A 15,955-nucleotide genomic window follows, 5' to 3' on the forward strand; every position below is an offset into this window, starting at 1 on the left:
GAGAGACGTGATGGACGTTGTTAAGTTGAAGGAATGGATCGGCAAGACCACGGAAAGCCAGGACGAGATCACCGCGTATCCCGTCAAGGCGCTGTCGGCAACACTCGACTATGAACACGCCGCGGCGACGCGCGGCGACGGCATCCCGCCCCTCTGGCACTGGCTCTACTTCCTGCCGCTGCACCGCCAGTCAGAGATCGGCGCGGACGGCCACGCCAGCCGCGGCGGCTTCCTGCCGCCGGTGCCGCTGCCGCGCCGCATGTGGGCGGGCGGCCGCCTCTGGTTCCACCAGCCGCTGCGCGTTGGCGATGCGGCGTCCAAGGTATCCCGCATCCTCGATGTCAGTGCAAAGACCGGCCGCACGGGTTCGCTTGCATTCGTCACAGTGGAGCATAAGTACTCGGGCCCCAATGGCCTCGCGGTCACGGAAGAGCACGACATCGTCTATCGCGAAAGCGCTTCGCCGGATGCGCCCGCACCGGCCCCGGTTCCCGCGCCGACGGACGAAGAGTGGGCGCAGGAGGTGGCAACCGATCCCGTGCTGCTGTTCCGCTTTTCCGCACTGACCTTCAACGGCCATCGCATCCACTATGACAAGCCGTACGTGAGCACGGTCGAGCATTACCCGGACCTGATCGTCCACGGCCCGCTGCAGGCGATGTTGCTGCTGGAGCTGGTGCGCACCAACCTGCCGGACGCCGTGGTCAAGACCTTTTCGTTCCGAGGCGTGCGTCCCACCTTTGTGCCGCAGCGCATTTTCGTCTGCGGCAAGCGCAGCCCGGACGGCAAGACCGTCGAGTTGTGGATCCGCCATGAAGACGGCGCCCTCGCGATGAGCGCGACGGCAGAACTGAACTAACCCCCAGGAAGTTGGAGACCAGGCTGTGCAGAACCGAATCGATGAATACCAGGAAATCCGTGAGGCCGTCCGCGACCTGTGCGGGCAGTTCTCATCGGAGTACTTCCGCAAGGTCGACGAAGTGCGGGGCTACCCCGAAGACTTCGTCAATGCGCTGACCGAGGCCGGCTGGCTGGCGGCGCTGATTCCGGAAGAGTACGGCGGCTCAGGCCTCGGCCTGACGCAGGCCTCCGTGATCATGGAGGAAATCAACCGTGCCGGCGGCAACTCGGGCGCCTGCCACGGCCAGATGTACAACATGGGCACGCTGCTGCGCCACGGCTCCGCCGAGCAGAAGAAGCTGTACCTGCCCAGGATCGCCAGCGGCGAACTGCGCCTGCAATCGATGGCCGTGACCGAGCCGACCACCGGAACCGATACCACCAGGATCAAGACCACCGCAGTGCGCAAGGGCGACAAGTATGTCGTCAACGGCCAGAAAGTGTGGATCTCGCGCGTGCAGCATTCTGACCTGATGATCCTGCTGGCGCGCACCACGCCGCTGGCCGAGTGCACGAAGAAGTCGGAAGGCATGTCGATCTTCGTCGTCGACCTGCGCGAGGCGATCGGCAAGGGCCTGACTGTCCAGCCGATCCTCAACATGGTCAACCACGAGACCAATGAGCTGTTCTTCGACAACCTGGAGATCCCGGTCGAGAACCTGATCGGCGAGGAAGGCAAGGGCTTCAAGTACATCCTCGACGGGCTCAACGCCGAGCGCACGCTGATTGCCGCCGAGTGCCTCGGCGACGGCTACTGGTTTATCGACAAGGTGACCAAGTACGTCAACGAGCGCGTGGTTTTCGGCCGTCCGATCGGCCAGAACCAGGGCGTGCAGTTCCCGATCGCCAAGGCCTTCGTCAACGTCGAGGCCGCCAACCTGATGCGCTTCAAGGCGGCAAAGCTGTTCGACGCGCACCAGCCATGCGGTGCCGAAGCCAATATGGCGAAGATGCTGGCGGCGGATGCGTCGTGGGAAGCCGCCAATGCCTGCCTGCAGTACCACGGTGGCTTTGGCTTTGCGGCGGAGTACGACGTCGAGCGCAAGTTCCGTGAGACGCGCCTGTACCAGGTGGCGCCGATTTCGACGAACCTGATTCTTTCCTACGTAGGCGAGCATATCCTGGGGATGCCGCGCTCGTTCTGAGGCTGGGCGAGAACGCTTGCCTGTGCCGCCACCTCTGGCAAACGCTCCCCTCTCCCGCGCGCGGGAGAGGGGAGCAAACCGGCAGCGTGCCGGGCTTGATCGGTTCTGGCAACGCGCTGTCGTTACCTACAGCACCCTCTCAAACGCAAACAACGCCTGTCCATAGCCGACCAGGCTGCCGCAGTCAGCGGCCTGCTCGCCCAGGATTAAGCGTTCCCCCGCGAGCACGGCGCTCAGTACAGCGCCCACCTGCAAATAGCCGACTGGCTCCCCGGCCTCGATGACGAGGCGTGCCGGTTCAAAGGTTTCGTCCGCCAGTGGATGACTGGCGTGGAAGATGCCTGCTGCTGGCGCCCGTATGAAATCTTCATCGCAGCCACGCAGTTGGGGCTGGGTTGCAGCCTGGGACACTATCGCGGTCTTGTCTTGCGCCACCACGGGCCCGCTCAACACCAGGCGCTTGCCGCCCAGTTCGAGTTCCAGGAGTTCCATGGTGCCGGATCGCATCCGCTCGGCCAGCCGCTCGATCGTTTCAAGGTTCATGTCAGGCGCGCTCCCCAAGCCCTTGCTCCAGGCACCGTTCCAGGTGGTGAATGTCATAGCCGCCCTGCACGAACCCAGGTTCGTCCATCAGCACCCGGTGCAGCGCCACTGTTGAGTCGATGCCTCCCAACACGATTTCATCCAGCGCCACGCGCATGCGTGCGATCGCTTCTTCGCGCGTGGCACCATGCGCGAGCAGCTTGGCGACCAGGGAGTCATAGTTCGGCGGTACCGCGTAGCCTGCATAGAGATGGGATTCCACGCGTATGCCGGGACCGCCGGGCGGCACCCAACCGGTGACACGGCCGGGAGCCGGGGTGAACCGCCACGGGTGTTCGGCGTTGATGCGGCATTCCACGGCATGCCCGCGAAGCACTACGTCTTCCTGTCGGAAGGAGAGCGGCTCGCCGCGGGCGATACGGAGTTGCTCGGCGACGATGTCGATCCCGGTGACCAGTTCGGTGACCGGATGCTCCACCTGTACCCGGGTATTCATCTCGATAAAGAAGAAGGCGCCGTCCTCATAGAGGAACTCGAAGGTGCCGGCGCCACGGTAGCCGATATGCAGGCACGCCCTGGCACATTGCTGACCGATCCTCGCAATCGCCTCGCGGGGAATGCCCGGCGCCGGCGATTCCTCGATGACCTTCTGATGGCGCCGCTGCATCGAGCAGTCGCGCTCGCCGAGCCAGACGGCATTGCCATGGGCGTCCGCCAGCACCTGGATTTCGACATGGCGGGGACGTTCGAGGAATTTCTCCAGGTAGACGTGCGGGTTGTTGAATGCCCGTGCGGCTTCCTCGCGGGTCATGGCGATTGCCTGGGCAAGCTCGGCCGGTTCGCGCACGATGCGCATGCCGCGCCCGCCGCCACCACCTGCCGCCTTGACGATCAGCGGGTACCCGACCTTGTCGGCGAGCACCGCCGTGGCTTGCATGTCGTCCGTCAGCGCGCCCTCGGAGCCGGGAACGCAGGGAACGCCGGCTTCGATCATCGCGCGCTTGGCGCTGACCTTGTCTCCCATGCGCCGGATCGAGGCCGCGGTGGGGCCGATGAAGACCAGCCCGGCATCCTCCACCGCCTGCGCAAAGTCCGCGTTTTCCGACAGGAAGCCATAGCCGGGATGGATCGCATCGGCACCTGACAGGCGTGCTGCCAGCAGCAATTCGTTCTGGTCCAGGTAGCTTCGGCCCGCGGGTGCCGGACCGATGCACAAGGCCTGGTCCGCCAGCGCGACGTGACGCAGGTTGGCATCGGCCTCGGAATGCACGGCTACCGTGCGGATGCCAAGCTTGCGGCAGGCCCGCAGTACCCGCAGCGCAATTTCGCCACGGTTGGCGATCAACACAGTCTCAATCATGGTCGTCTCCCGCAGGCTCGATCACGAAGAGCGGCGCGCCGGCTTCCACCGAGGCGCCATCCGTGGCGACGATCCGGACAACGCGGCCCTTGTGGTCGGCCTCGACCGTGTTCAGCATCTTCATGGCTTCGATGATGGCAAGCTGTTGTCCTGCTTCCACGAGGTCGCCTACCGCCACGAACGCAGGCTGGCCAGGCGCGGGGGCGCCGTAGAACATGCCGGAAAGGGGCGCCGAGACGGTTTGGGTCCTGTCCTGCGGGGCAATGGCTGCGGCAACAGGAGCAGGCGCATCCTGCACTGGCGTGGCAAGCGTGGCGGTAGCGTCGGCCTCCGGCGCACCGGAGCGGACCAGCCGGACGCGCCCGCTATCCTCGGCGTACTCCAGTCCTGACAAGGCCGAACGCTCCAGGATGCCAATGAGCTGCTCTATGAAGTCGATATCGATCGGCATGCTCACCTCAGCTGAAGGCCCGTACCGCGACGCCAGCCTCCTCGAGGGTGCGCCGCACCTGCGCGGCCATGGCGATTGCCCCCGGGGTATCGCTGTGCACGCAGATCGACTCGATCGGCGCGGGAAGCAGCTTGCCCGAGATGGTTTCGATCGCGCCGGCACGCACCATTCGCAGCATCCTTGCAGCGGCCTCGTGCGCGTCGTGCAGCACCGCGCCGGGGATCTTGCGATGCACCAGGTGACCCTCGTCGGTGTAGGCGCGGTCGGCGAACACTTCGGCACATACCCGCAACCCCATCTCCTTGCCGATGCGCTCGAGATGGCCGTTGGCAAAGGTCAGGCAGACCAGGTTGGCATCCACTGCCTTGATGGCGCGGGCAATGGCGGTGGAGACGTCGGCATCGGTCTGGGTCAGGTTGCCGAGCGCGCCATGTGCCTTGACGTAGGTGATGGGGTGGCCCGCGTAGGCGGAAAGCGCTTGCGCGGCACCGATCTGGTAGGCAACCAGCCGTTCGATCTCGCCGGTGCTGAACGGGATGATGCGCCGGCCGAAGCCCCAGAGGTCGGGGAAACCGGGGTGCGCACCCACGGCGACGCCACGTTCCCTGGCCAGGGCGAAGGTGCGGGCCATGATCTCCGGATCGCCGGCGTGCAGGCCGCAGGCGATATTGGCGGAGCTGACGATATCGAGGATGGCTTCGTCGTCGCCCATGCGGTAGGCGCCGAATCCCTCGCCCATGTCGGAGTTCAGGTCGACGCGCAAGGCTGCTGCATTCTGTGTGGTCATGGTTGCTTATGTCGATGTGGTTTGGGGGAGGCTTCAGCGGCGTTGCGCCATCAGCGCGAGATTGCTGCGCAGTGACGCGCGTTCTTCGGATTGCGCCTGCGATGCGGCAAGGGCCTGGTCCTGGCCGACCGCCATGAATCGCACGCGGCAGCCGACAGGCGCCTGGGCAAGCCGCCACAGATCAGCCTCGATCACGGTGGCGATCTTGGGATAGCCGCCGCAGGTGTTGGCCTCCGCGAGCTGGATGATGGGTTGGCCTGAGGGCGGGACCTGTACGGTTCCGGGCACGATGCCATGCGACAGCAGTTCCAGCGGCCAGGTCAGCGTCAGGGCTTCGCCGGCCAGGCGGTATCCCTGGCGGTTGGCGTCGGGTGTCACCTTGTACTCGGTGCCGGTGAAGGCGGTCCTGGCCTGCTCGCTGAACTGTTCGTACTCGGCAGCCGGGACGGCCCGTACCGTCACGCAGCCCTGGGACAATTCCTGCCAGAACGCGGGAATGTCGTTGGGGATCAGGCCGAGCCCTGAGCCTTGCAGCGCGGGTTTTGCCGCGGGCGTCGCCTCGGGGGTCGCATTGGCGAGCGGCAGCACGTCGCCACGCCGCAGGCCACGTCCCTCCCAGCCGCCGAATCCGCCTTTGAGGTCGGTCGATCTGGAACCTAGAACGGGCGCGACATCGATGCCGCCGGCGAAGGCCAGGTAAGCACGCGCGCCCCGGCGGGGGCGCTCCACCACCAGCACCTGGCCAGCGCGGGCGCGTTTGCTCCACCACGGCGCCAGTACGCGCTCGTCGAGCAGCACGCGGCTGTCCGAACCCGTGCAAGCGAAGACCGTGTCGGACTGGAAGCGCATGCGGAACGGGAACAGGCTGATCTCGATCCCGGCCGCGCCATCGTCGTTGCCGGCCAGCGCATTGGCAAGGGACAGCGCCATGGCATCCATCGCGCCGCTGCGGCCCACCCCGATACCAAGGTGGCCACGCCGGCCCAGGTCCTGGACGACGTTGGGCGCTCCGGTGGAGAGGATTTCGATCATGATGCGATGCCCTCCACCCTGAAGTGCACACGGTCTCCCGGCGCCAGCAGGCAAGGCACGCTGCGGTGCGGGTCGAACGTATCCAGCGTCGTCATGCCGACGAGATGCCAGCCGGACGGGGCCGTGCATGGCATTACCCCGGCGTGGCTGCCACCGATCGCCACGGAGCCTTTCGCCACCTTCGTCCTTGGCACCTGCCGGCGCGGCGTGGCAAGCCTGGCCGGCAGGCCCGTCAGGAAGGCAAAGCCAGGGTATGCGCCGATGCAGGCGACCGAGTACACTGCGGCGCTGTGCAAGCCGACGAACGCTTCGATGGTCAGTCCGGCGCCTGCCGCCAGGGCCGGCAGGTCTTCACCGGCGTCTGCGCCATAAAGCACCGGAACCTCGATATCCCGGCCCGGTCGTGCCTTGACCTCAAGCGTCTCCCAGAGGCCGACCAGGCGAGCGCGGGCGCTGGCAGGCTGCAGCAGCACAGGATCAAACACCACGAGCAGATTGTTGACGCCCGGTACGGTTTCCCGAACCCCGTCAAGCACCTTGCCCCCCGACAGCAGGGCGGAAAGCGCCCAGATGCGTTCCTGTATCGCCTGGTCGAATTCGCCGGCTGCGGCATCGAGCAGCAGCGCGGTGGTTCCTGCGGCGTGGATCCTGGGCATCCTGTCGGCGCTGTCCACGTGGCCCGCAGGCTGTTCTTCAATGGCATGCATGGTCGTATCCACGGGATTCAGTCGAGCTTGATGCCAGCGTCGTCGACCACCTTCTTCCACTTGGCGGTTTCGCTCTTCATCACCGCACCCAGCTGCTCCGGGCTGCCTCCGGCCGGATCCAGCCCCATCTCGACCAGCTTGCTGCGGATTTCCTTGTCGCGGAGGATTTCATCGATCGACTGGTTCAGCCTGGCAACGATCTCCCTGGGCGTGCCCGCCGGCGCGACAAAGGCCTGCCAGAAAATCATCTCGAACCCCTGCATGCCGGACTCGGCGATGGTGGGCAGTTCGGGGTATTCGGCGGAGCGCTTTGCCGTGGTGATGGCCAGCGCCTTCAGCTTGCCGGCCTTGACCAGCGGCATCGCCTCGGGCAGCAGCGCCATCATGATCTGCACCTGGCCCGCCATCAGGTCCTGCAGCGCGGGCGCGCCGCCCTTGTACGGCACATGGACGACATTGGCGCCGGTGACGCGCTTGTACAACTCCATGCCGAGGTGGCTGGGCGTGCCGTTGCCGGCCGAGGCGTAGCCTTCGCTGCCGGGCTTGCCCTTCAGGAACCTGAGCAGGTCCGGCATCGACTTCGCCGGTACGTTCGGGTTGACCACCAGCACGCTGGGGATGGTGGTGGCCTGGATGACAGGCGCGAAGTCCTTGCGCGGATCGTAGGCAAGCTTGCTGTACAGGCTCGGGTTGACCGACAGGCCGGTCATCGTGGCCAGCAGGATGTTGTAGCCGTCGGGCGCGGATTTCGCCACGAAGCTCGCGGCGATTGCCTCGCTGGCGCCGGGCCGGTTATCGACGACCACGGGCTGGCCAAGTTTCACCGAAAGTTTCTGCCCGACCATGCGCGCCACCGCATCGGTGGAACCACCGGCCGGGTAGGGCACGACGAGGCGAACCGGTTTGGTCGGATAGTCGGTGGCGCTTGCCGTGGAGATGTCGGAGGCAAACGTCAGGCAGGCAACCAGGCAGGCAATAGCGAACTTCATGACAGTCTTCCTTCAAGGGGGGCAGGAACAACATCGTGGAAACACGCAGCGCGCAAAGGCATGGCGGCGCCGCGACAAGTCTTGGTGCTGGCGTTGGATATCGGTGCCACTGCCGCGCTATGTGCCCGACAACCGCGCCAGGAACCCGGAAATCCGCGCCCACATCTCCGGCGGGTTCGAGTACATGGGGAAATGCCCGCACCGCGGAATCTCCGCGAGTTCCACGCCATGGCGTTCGAGATGGGCCAGGTAGGACAGCGAGGCGTTCTGCGCGCCGTACATGAACATCTTCGGGCAAGGCAGGCCGAGGAATTTCGTCATCAGGTCGCCGTTGTCGGAAAGGTCGACCATCGACTCGAAGATGCCGCGGACGGCGCCGGCGCGCACCTTGTGCCGCAGGCTGGCCGCATATAGCGGGCTGGAGAAGTACGAGGAGTGCCAGGTGCGCTCGATGAACGCTTCAAAGAAGCGGTCCGCGTCGTCGGTGCGATGCGAGACGATCTGCCGGCTGAGGAAGCAATCCTCGGGGGCCACATTGCCCTCGATGTCGATAAAGCTCAGCACGCGTTCGGGGGCGCGGTGGGCCAGCATCAGAGCGGTCAGGCCGCCCATGGAATGGCCGACCAGGTGAAAACGTTCCATGTCGAAGTGGTCGAGGGCGGCAAGCGCCGTTTCGACCAGGAAGGGGATCGAGATCCGGGACAGGTCCCCGCAACGCGTCTCGCCGCAACCGGGCGCATCGTAGGCCAGTACTGCGCGGCCGGCGAGTGCGGGCTGCAGGACGATGTCCGCGTAATCCTCCTTGGTCGAGCCGAAGCCGTGCAGGAAGACAAGGGGAGGGTATTCGCCGGGGCAATGGAGCGTGGAGAGCTCGATTGGCGCTCTGCTTACGGTTAGTGGAATGCGTTGCCTGGTGAGTGGTGACACGTTGGAGCCTCCAGATGTGGGACGAAGACAGCCCAGCTTGAGCAGCCGGCAAGCCGAAGGGCCGGCGCTCAATCCCTCAGCGCACCGCAAAACCCCGCGATCGCCTCGCACGCCTGCCGCAGCGATTCCGTATCCAGCGCATACGCAATCCGGATATACGGCCCCAGCCCAAACGCGCTGCCGTGCACGACCGCGACATTGGCTTCATCCAGCAGCGCGCCAGCGACATCCTCGTCGGTCTGCAGCAGCGTGCCGGCCGCCGTACGCCGGCCCAGCAACCCCGCGCACGAGGCAAACGCATAGAACGCGCCGCCAGGCACCGGGCATTCCAGCCCCGGCGTATCGTTGAGCATCCGGATCATCAGGTCCCGTCGCTCCTCGAACACGGCACGCGATTCCGTAATGAAGTCCTGCGGCCCGGTCAGCGCAGCCAGCGCGGCATGCTGGGAGATGGAGCAGGCGCCCGAAGTCTGTTGCCCCTGCACCTTCTCCATCGCTTCCAGCAGCCAGCGCGGCCCGGTGCCGAAGCCGATGCGCCAGCCGGTCATCGCATACGCTTTGGATACCCCGTTCATGGTCAGCGTGCGCGATGCGAGGCGTGGTTCCACAGCGGCCAGCGTGTGGAAGCGGGCGCCGTCGAACGTCAGGTGTTCATAGATATCGTCCGACAGCACCAGCACATGCGGGTGCGCCAGCAGCACTTCGGCCAGCGCGGCCAGCTCTTCGCGCGTATAGACCGCACCGGTCGGGTTCGACGGCGAATTCAGTATCAGCCAGCGCGTCTTTTCTGTGATCGCCTGCGCCAGCGCGGCAGGGGTCAGCTTGAAACCGGCTTCCGCACCGCACGGAACAATCACCGGGATGGCGCCCGACAACTGCACCATCTCCGGATAGCTGACCCAGTATGGCGCCGGCACGATGACCTCGTCGCCCACGTTCAGCGTCGCCGACAGGGCGTTGTAGATCACCTGCTTGCCGCCGGTGCAGACAATGGTGTCCTGCCAGTCCACGTCCAGGCCGTTTTCATGGCGGAACTTGGCGGCGATGGCTTCGCGCAGCGCACGCATGCCGGCCACCTGCGTGTAGCGCGTGTGGCCGGCGCGGATCGCTTCGATGGCGGCATCGCGGACATGTGCCGGGGTATCGAAGTCGGGCTCGCCGGCACTCAGCGAGATGATGCTGGCACCGGATGCCCGCCGGGCTGCCACCCGGTCCATGATCCGGTAAGTCGCGGAGGCCCGGGCGCAGGCCAGGTTGACGTTCAGGCGCTGGATATCGGCGTGCATCAGGACTTCCTCTGCAGGGTGTGGTAGCCAAGGGCCGCACGGGCCTCGCCGAGCGTCTTGCCGCTGGCGATGTGCTCACGGATCTGCGCTTCGACCGCTTCGATGCTGCGCGCCAGTTCCGCCACCTCGCGCGCCCGCTCGCGCGGCACCACCACCACGCCGTTGGCATCGGCGACGACGATGTCGCGCGGGCAGACGCGCGCTGTGCCGACGGATACGGGAGCGTTGACCGCTTCCACTTGCACGCGATCCTTGCCGGTGCGCATGAAGCGGCCGCGCGAGAACAAGGGATACCCGTCGCCCAATGCCCTGGCGACGTCGCGGCAGACGCCGTCGATGACGGTGCCGGCAATGCCGCGCGCGCCGGCATACTGGGTCATGATGTCGCCCCAGACGGTGCAGTCGGTGCGGCCATCGTTGTCGATGACGACCACGTCGCCCGCGGCTACGTCATCGATGAAATCGCCAACGGTGCCGGGCGGTGTGCTTGCCGGCACATACCTGACCGTGTACGCCGGCCCGACGACCACCTGGCGATAATTGTCCAGCGGCGCGATGCCGAGGCATTGGCCGGGCAGGCCCAGCCGGTCCATCGCATCCGATACTCCGGGGGTATCCAGTCCCTCGAACAGGGCAACCAGTTCCTTGTCTTGCGCGCTCATTTTGCTGCTCCGGTGTGGATGGCGTCGAATTCCTTGTCGTGCATGACCGCTTCCACGGAACGGCCCGTGCGTACGGCCTGCACCATGCCGTCCTGCCGGCGCGCGATGTGCTCGGCCAGGTCGAGCACCGTTTCGATCCGCGCCGCCGGGACGAACACCGTGCCGCAGCGGTCCGCGATCACATAGTCGTCCTGGTGCACCACGACGCCAGCAAAGGCCACGGGTTCGCCAGAGCCGGTCTGCACCACGCGGTTGCGCGCGCTGATCATGGTCACGCCGCGGCCGAAGACGGGATAGCCGATCGATTCGCTGCCTTCGATATCGCGGCTGAGGCCGTCGATCACCGAGCCGCGCACTTTGCGGGCCGTGGCGGCATTGGCGAGGATGTCGCCCCAGCAGGAGATGCCGTCGAGGCCGCCGGCGATCACCAGTACGCGGTCGTCGCTGTCGATCGCCGCGACAACGGGTGTGATCAGGTGCGCCGTCGGCGCGGCGTCGGTCTTGGGACCCAGCTGGACGGTGCTGGCGCGGCCCGCGATCCTGGGGCAGTCCCACAGCGGGCGGATGCCATACGTGGCCCCTGGCAGTTCCAGGAAGTCGAGTGCGTCAGACACCGTGTTGGTATCGAGCGCGGCAAGGCGGTCAAGCAGGGTAGGAGAAGTCATTGCGGCTTCCAGAGTGGTTGCTTGGCCTGCACTATCGGCGCTAGAGTCTGATCCGTAAATTTCGAAGAACAGAACCTTTCCATACGCCAAAGCTATCAACCATCATGATCAACTTCAGACTGGTAAGGCACCTGTGGCTGTTCCTGGCCGTGGCCGAGGAAGAGCACTTCGGGCGCGCGGCGAAGCGGCTGGGGATGTCGCAGCCCCCGCTGACCGAGCAGATCCAGGTGCTCGAACATGCGCTGAAGGTCCGGCTGTTCGAGCGCTCCCGGCGCGGCGCGAAGCTGACCGCCGCCGGCGCGGCGATCCTGCCGGCGGTGCGCAAGTTCGCCGAGCAGCTGGAGCGGCTGGAGCTGGCGGTGCGCGAGGCGGTGCAGGGCCAGAGCGGCGTGCTGACCATCGGCGCCATCTCATCGGCAATGGTCGAGACCCTGCCAGCGCTGATCGAGCACCTGAAGGCGGAGTATCCGCAACTCACGGTATCGGTGAAGGAAATCGACAGCGTCGAGGCCGTGCCGGCGCTGGAGCAAGGCGATGTCGATCTCGCGTTCGCGCGCCTGGAAGGCGACCTTGGGCCGTCGATCCAGTCCATCGCGCTGAAGCAGGAGCGGCTGGCGGTGGCGCTGCCAAGGTCCCACCGCCTGGCGGAACTGCCCCGGATTCGCCTGGCGTCGCTGGCGGAAGAGGCCTTTGTGATCTTCTCCCGGCATGTGAGCCCGGTCTACTACGACAGCCTGATTGCCACCTGCCGGGCCGCCGGCTTTTCACCCCGCATCCTGCATGAGGTGCGGACCGTGTCGTCGCAGATCGCCTTTGTCGGGTGCGGGCAGGGGATCGCGCTGGTACCGGCTTCACTGAAGAAGGCGGCCTCGGACAATGTGGTCGTGAAGCCGCTGAAGGAGGCCGTCAACGTGGTCACGACCGCCATGGCATGGTCGACCAGCCGGGAGAACCCGATGGTGCAGGCGGCCGTGGCGGCCTTGTCGGCCGGCAAGATCGCGGAGCGCAAGCCGCGCCGGCGCGCGACCGCACCGCCTGCCGGCTGATAGGTTTGGCAGAACGAAACGATCCTGTCTTCGGAATTTACAGAAGGATCACGGAGGCAGAAAGTTGGCGGACTGGTGCGTCGCCACGGAAGGACCGTGAGGCGCGATGTCTTTCCGTACCGGAGCCTGCCGTGGCGTCAAACTTTGCCATCCACCCCGTTCCCCAACTTGCTCCGGCCGCGCTGGTCGAGGCCTTTCGCGAGGTCGTGACCCCGCATATCAGCGACAACCTGCAGCGCCTGTCCGGCGTGACCGGGCTGACGCGGTTTCACCGCAGCAAGAAGCTGGTCGGTACAGCCTTCACGGTGAAGGCCAGGCCCGGCGACAACCTGCTGATCTACAAGGCACTGATGGAACTCCAGCCCGGCCACGTGCTGGTGGTGGATGGTGGCGGCGATTGCACCAATGCGCTGATCGGCGAACTGATCATGCTCTACGCGCAGCAGCGCGGTTGCGCCGGATTCGTGCTCGATGGCGCGATCCGCGACACTGCGGCGTTCTACGAAGCCGATTTTCCCTGCTATGCGCGCGGCACCAGCCACCGCGGGCCGTACAAGCTCGGGCCCGGTGCGATGAACGTGCCGGTATCGATCGGCGGGCAGGTGATTTCGCCCGGCGACCTCATCGTCGGCGATGAGGATGGCGTGGTGTCGTTTCCGGCGGCCCAGGCGACTGCGCTGCTTGAAGCCGTGCAGGCCACCGTCTCGAAGGAAGACGCCATCAAGGACGAGATTGCAACCGGTCGGCGCGAGCAAGGCTGGCTTGAAGCCGTACTCGCGCCACACGGGCTGCTGGGGTAAGCCGGGCTACTTGTCCGCCACTGGCCCCGGGCGCCGCTTCCTGAGGGCCATCCCCTACATCCGGTACACCAGCCCCACCCAGACACTGCGCGGCGCCCCCGGCGCCACGAACAACGCCGTCGCGGCATCGCCGGGCGCCATGTGCGGCTGCACCAGGCTGCCGCCGGGAAACACGTTGTTCGCCACTTGCCCGTAGGTTTCGTAGCGCCGGTCGAACAGGTTGGCCACGCGCGCATAGACCTCGAAGCGCTTGTTCACCTTGTACGCGGCGCGCAGGTTGACGGTGGCGTAGCCGGGCACGTGCCAGTCGGCGGTCCTGGGCGGCTGGCCCGGCTGCGGATCGCTGCGCAGGCCGTCCTCGTTGCCGCTGGCGACGCTGCCGGACACGGCGACCAGGTCGGCGCCGAGCGTCAGCCCGGCCAGCGCCTGCCAGTCGGCGCCAAGCTTGAGCGTGTGGCGCGGCAGGCCGGCCATGCGCATGCCGGGCTGGACCTCGATGGTGCGCTCGCCGGCCGCCAGTTGGCCGGCCGCCTGGTAGGTAGCATGCAGGTAGCTGTAGGCCAGCCGCAGCGTGATATCGCCAGCGCGCTGGCGCGCGCTCAGGTCGAGCCCCTGGTTGCGGGTGCGGTCGAAGTTGGCGAAATAGCCGAGCTGGGTGTTGGGCGCGCGCAGGAACAGGATGTCGTCGTGGTTGTCGATGCGATAGAGCGCGGCGGTGACCTCGGTGTCCTTGCCGGGGCGCCAGCGCACGCCGGCTTCATAGGCGTGCGAGACCACCTGCTTCAGGTAGGGATCGGCCTGCAGTCCGGCCGGCAGGCGGCACGGGCGCGTGGGATCGGCGCAGCCGAGTTCGAGCACGGTGGGCACGCGGTTGTTCTGCGCGTAGCCGCCGAATACCGTGACGCCGCCGCCCAGTTTCTGGGCCAGCCCCACCGCCGGGTTGAGGCGGCGGTAGGTAAAGCTTTCGCGCGGCTGCTCGCTGCCGTCGCTGTTGCGCAGCGTATTGCTGACGGTGGCGAGATTCCACCTCGCCGACGCCGTCAGGAAGGTGCTGGGTGTCAGCGACCACGTATCGGACAGGTAGGCGCCGAAGGTGCGCGCGTTGCCGCTGACGCCGGAGAACAGCGCATTCGGCTCGGCCGGGTCGGCCACGGCGCCCCGGTCCGCGGTGAACGTGCCGGGCTGCTCGAACTGGGAATAGGTCAGCCGGCTGCGGTCCAGGCTGACGCCGGCGTTGAGCACGTGGCGATCGGTCTCTTTTGCCAGGCTGAGCGCCACGCCGACGGTCTGCTGCCGCATATGGGTGGTGTTGACCACGGCGGGATGCAGCGCGGCGCCTTCGGCGCGGGTCACGCCGCAGTCGCCGCCGCGCGGGCTGCCGTCGGCGTTGAAGCCGTCCTCGCAGGCTTCCGCATATTCCTCGTAATCGGGATTGACGTCGCCGTTGGTGGTGTCGCGGCGGCTGTTGCGCACATAGGCGAGGGCGGCGGCGCTGGTCTTGTCGTCGAACCAGTGGCGGCCGTTGGCGGCGACCTGGGTCACCTGGTTGCGGGTCTGGTCCGGGTAGGTATAGACGGCGCGACGGTTCGCCTGATAGATGTCGGGCAGCGTCGCGCTGCCGTCGGCGCGGTAGGACGGCACCAGCCCGTTGCCGGTCAGCGTGCTGCGGCCGTGCAGCAGCGAGACGTCGACGCTGCTGGTATCGCCCGCGTAGCCGGCCTTGGCGAAGATATTGCCGAGGCGCCCCGACGAATGGTCGCGCCAGCCGTGCTCCTGGAACAGGGTGCCGGCGGCGAAGGCGTGCCAGCCACCGTCGCTGCGCACGCCGCCCGACAGGTCCGCGCGCTTGCGGCTGCCGCTGCCATAGGACAGGTCGGCGGTGACGCCGGGCGAGTCCAGCCCGGAGCGGGAGGTCATGGCCAGCGCGCCGCCCAGGCTGTTCAGGCCATAGGCCGGGTTGGCGCTGGAGACCAGCGATACGCTGGCAAGCGCGGCCTCCGGGATCATGTCCCAGCTGACCACGTCGCCAAAGGGCTCGTTGACCCGAATGCCGTCGAGATAGACCGAGAGCCCCTGCTGCACGCCCGGGATCGATGAGGCGCGGAAGCCCCGGTAGGTGATATCGCTCTGGAAAGGGCTGCCCTGGATGTCGTTGACGTTGACGCCGGCCAGGTTGCGGGCCAGGTAGTCGGCCAGGTTGCTGGCGCGGGTGCCGTCCAGTTCATCGCCGCGCACGGTCTGCACGGTGTAGGGCACGAGGTCGCTGGCGACGCCGATGCCCGGCAGCGGCGCCGCGGCGACTACCAGCACTTCAGGCAGCACCGCACTGTCCTGATTTTGAGCAGCGGTGTCCAGTTGTGCAACAGCGGGACGCTGGAGCTGCATCGCCACGGCCATGGCGATGGCCGTGGCGATGCAGCGGCGGCGCGCGGCTGCGTGGCGGAATGCCTGCTTTTGCGGGACAGGGAACGGGCTGGCTGGCATCTTGCATCTCCTCGGGCGTACGGGGGTGCTGCCTGCATCGGGCGGCACCTGAAATCGAACTAGCTGAGGGGGTGGGGAGCAGGTTCCGTACCTCGGGCATCGGGAAAAACTCCCGACCTGGACCGGAGCGTCGACCACCAACGTCGACCGCCAACGCCGACCACCATCCCC

The 15,955-nt window shown here is 66.6% G+C and carries 16 protein-coding genes; 4 read left to right on the forward strand and 12 right to left on the reverse strand.

Features of this window, described 5'->3' with window-relative positions:
• The first annotated feature begins 10 nt into the window (after nucleotides 1-10).
• Complete coding sequence (locus tag LPA45_RS07265) at nucleotides 11-859, forward strand: MaoC family dehydratase N-terminal domain-containing protein (RefSeq protein ID WP_116323281.1); 849 nt, start codon at nucleotides 11-13, stop codon at nucleotides 857-859.
• A gap of 25 nt (nucleotides 860-884) precedes the next feature.
• Complete coding sequence (locus LPA45_RS07270; RefSeq protein ID WP_317921465.1) at nucleotides 885-2,045, forward strand: acyl-CoA dehydrogenase family protein; 1,161 nt, start codon at nucleotides 885-887, stop codon at nucleotides 2,043-2,045.
• A gap of 126 nt (nucleotides 2,046-2,171) precedes the next feature.
• Here LPA45_RS07270 and LPA45_RS07275 read toward each other — a convergent pair whose 3' ends face one another.
• The 11 genes from LPA45_RS07275 to LPA45_RS07325 form a co-directional block, all read right to left on the reverse strand.
• Nucleotides 2,172-2,588 carry a hypothetical protein gene (locus LPA45_RS07275; protein WP_147316316.1) on the reverse strand — a complete coding sequence of 139 codons (417 nt, stop codon included), beginning with the start codon at nucleotides 2,586-2,588 and terminating at the stop codon, nucleotides 2,172-2,174.
• A gap of 1 nt (nucleotide 2,589) precedes the next feature.
• On the reverse strand, nucleotides 2,590-3,948 hold the full coding sequence (gene accC, locus LPA45_RS07280; protein WP_116323278.1) for an acetyl-CoA carboxylase biotin carboxylase subunit: 1,359 nt from the start codon (nucleotides 3,946-3,948) through the stop codon (nucleotides 2,590-2,592).
• Nucleotides 3,941-4,399: a biotin/lipoyl-containing protein gene (locus LPA45_RS07285; protein ID WP_147316315.1), complete on the reverse strand. Its 459-nt coding sequence runs from the start codon at nucleotides 4,397-4,399 to the stop codon at nucleotides 3,941-3,943. The genes accC and LPA45_RS07285 overlap by 8 nt, the downstream gene beginning before the upstream one ends.
• A gap of 7 nt (nucleotides 4,400-4,406) precedes the next feature.
• On the reverse strand, nucleotides 4,407-5,186 hold the full coding sequence (locus tag LPA45_RS07290) for a LamB/YcsF family protein (protein WP_116323276.1): 780 nt from the start codon (nucleotides 5,184-5,186) through the stop codon (nucleotides 4,407-4,409).
• 33 nt (nucleotides 5,187-5,219) lie between these two features.
• Nucleotides 5,220-6,218 carry a biotin-dependent carboxyltransferase family protein gene (locus tag LPA45_RS07295; RefSeq protein ID WP_116323275.1) on the reverse strand — a complete coding sequence of 333 codons (999 nt, stop codon included), beginning with the start codon at nucleotides 6,216-6,218 and terminating at the stop codon, nucleotides 5,220-5,222.
• Entirely contained in the window at nucleotides 6,215-6,925 is a 711-nt protein-coding gene (gene pxpB, locus LPA45_RS07300; protein ID WP_199414723.1) for a 5-oxoprolinase subunit PxpB, read from the reverse strand. Before pxpB ends, LPA45_RS07295 begins: the two co-directional genes overlap by 4 nt.
• Before the next feature lie 17 nt (nucleotides 6,926-6,942).
• Complete coding sequence (locus tag LPA45_RS07305) at nucleotides 6,943-7,914, reverse strand: tripartite tricarboxylate transporter substrate binding protein (RefSeq protein WP_116323274.1); 972 nt, start codon at nucleotides 7,912-7,914, stop codon at nucleotides 6,943-6,945.
• A gap of 117 nt (nucleotides 7,915-8,031) precedes the next feature.
• Complete coding sequence (locus tag LPA45_RS07310) at nucleotides 8,032-8,841, reverse strand: alpha/beta fold hydrolase (protein WP_116323273.1); 810 nt, start codon at nucleotides 8,839-8,841, stop codon at nucleotides 8,032-8,034.
• Between the two features lie 68 nt (nucleotides 8,842-8,909).
• Entirely contained in the window at nucleotides 8,910-10,127 is a 1,218-nt protein-coding gene (locus tag LPA45_RS07315) for a pyridoxal phosphate-dependent aminotransferase (protein WP_116323272.1), read from the reverse strand.
• Nucleotides 10,127-10,789, reverse strand: a complete 663-nt coding sequence (locus LPA45_RS07320) for an RraA family protein (protein WP_116323271.1) — start codon at nucleotides 10,787-10,789, stop codon at nucleotides 10,127-10,129. Before LPA45_RS07320 ends, LPA45_RS07315 begins: the two co-directional genes overlap by 1 nt.
• Nucleotides 10,786-11,454, reverse strand: coding sequence for an RraA family protein (locus LPA45_RS07325; protein ID WP_317921472.1), 669 nt, complete (start codon nucleotides 11,452-11,454; stop codon nucleotides 10,786-10,788). The genes LPA45_RS07320 and LPA45_RS07325 overlap by 4 nt, the downstream gene beginning before the upstream one ends.
• A 104-nt stretch (nucleotides 11,455-11,558) precedes the next feature.
• Between LPA45_RS07325 and LPA45_RS07330 the strand changes: the two genes are divergently transcribed.
• Both LPA45_RS07330 and LPA45_RS07335 read left to right on the forward strand, forming a co-directional pair.
• Entirely contained in the window at nucleotides 11,559-12,500 is a 942-nt protein-coding gene (locus LPA45_RS07330; RefSeq protein WP_317921473.1) for a LysR family transcriptional regulator, read from the forward strand.
• A 131-nt stretch (nucleotides 12,501-12,631) separates the two neighbouring features.
• Complete coding sequence (locus tag LPA45_RS07335; protein WP_233528424.1) at nucleotides 12,632-13,300, forward strand: RraA family protein; 669 nt, start codon at nucleotides 12,632-12,634, stop codon at nucleotides 13,298-13,300.
• A gap of 54 nt (nucleotides 13,301-13,354) precedes the next feature.
• Here the strand turns inward: LPA45_RS07335 and LPA45_RS07340 are convergent, their stop codons facing one another.
• Nucleotides 13,355-15,784: a TonB-dependent receptor gene (locus LPA45_RS07340; RefSeq protein WP_116323267.1), complete on the reverse strand. Its 2,430-nt coding sequence runs from the start codon at nucleotides 15,782-15,784 to the stop codon at nucleotides 13,355-13,357.
• Nucleotides 15,785-15,955: the final 171 nt, after the last annotated feature.

The organism is Cupriavidus sp. Agwp_2 (assembly GCF_040784895.1).
GTDB lineage: Bacteria > Pseudomonadota > Gammaproteobacteria > Burkholderiales > Burkholderiaceae > Cupriavidus.

Bases quoted from the DNA above. Each gene is read 5' to 3' on its own strand.
- LPA45_RS07285 (WP_147316315.1), bottom strand. From the start codon at position 4,399: ATGCCGATCGATATCGACTTCATAGAGCAGCTCATTGGCATCCTGGAG.
- LPA45_RS07295 (WP_116323275.1), bottom strand. From the start codon at position 6,218: ATGATCGAAATCCTCTCCACCGGAGCGCCCAACGTCGTCCAGGACCTG.
- LPA45_RS07290 (WP_116323276.1), bottom strand. From the start codon at position 5,186: ATGACCACACAGAATGCAGCAGCCTTGCGCGTCGACCTGAACTCCGAC.
- LPA45_RS07275 (WP_147316316.1), bottom strand. From the start codon at position 2,588: ATGAACCTTGAAACGATCGAGCGGCTGGCCGAGCGGATGCGATCCGGC.
- LPA45_RS07320 (WP_116323271.1), bottom strand. From the start codon at position 10,789: ATGAGCGCGCAAGACAAGGAACTGGTTGCCCTGTTCGAGGGACTGGAT.
- accC (WP_116323278.1), bottom strand. From the start codon at position 3,948: ATGATTGAGACTGTGTTGATCGCCAACCGTGGCGAAATTGCGCTGCGG.
- LPA45_RS07330 (WP_317921473.1), top strand. From the start codon at position 11,559: ATGATCAACTTCAGACTGGTAAGGCACCTGTGGCTGTTCCTGGCCGTG.
- LPA45_RS07265 (WP_116323281.1), top strand. From the start codon at position 11: ATGGACGTTGTTAAGTTGAAGGAATGGATCGGCAAGACCACGGAAAGC.
- pxpB (WP_199414723.1), bottom strand. From the start codon at position 6,925: ATGCATGCCATTGAAGAACAGCCTGCGGGCCACGTGGACAGCGCCGAC.
- LPA45_RS07340 (WP_116323267.1), bottom strand. From the start codon at position 15,784: ATGCCAGCCAGCCCGTTCCCTGTCCCGCAAAAGCAGGCATTCCGCCAC.
- LPA45_RS07325 (WP_317921472.1), bottom strand. From the start codon at position 11,454: ATGACTTCTCCTACCCTGCTTGACCGCCTTGCCGCGCTCGATACCAAC.
- LPA45_RS07305 (WP_116323274.1), bottom strand. From the start codon at position 7,914: ATGAAGTTCGCTATTGCCTGCCTGGTTGCCTGCCTGACGTTTGCCTCC.
- LPA45_RS07315 (WP_116323272.1), bottom strand. From the start codon at position 10,127: ATGCACGCCGATATCCAGCGCCTGAACGTCAACCTGGCCTGCGCCCGG.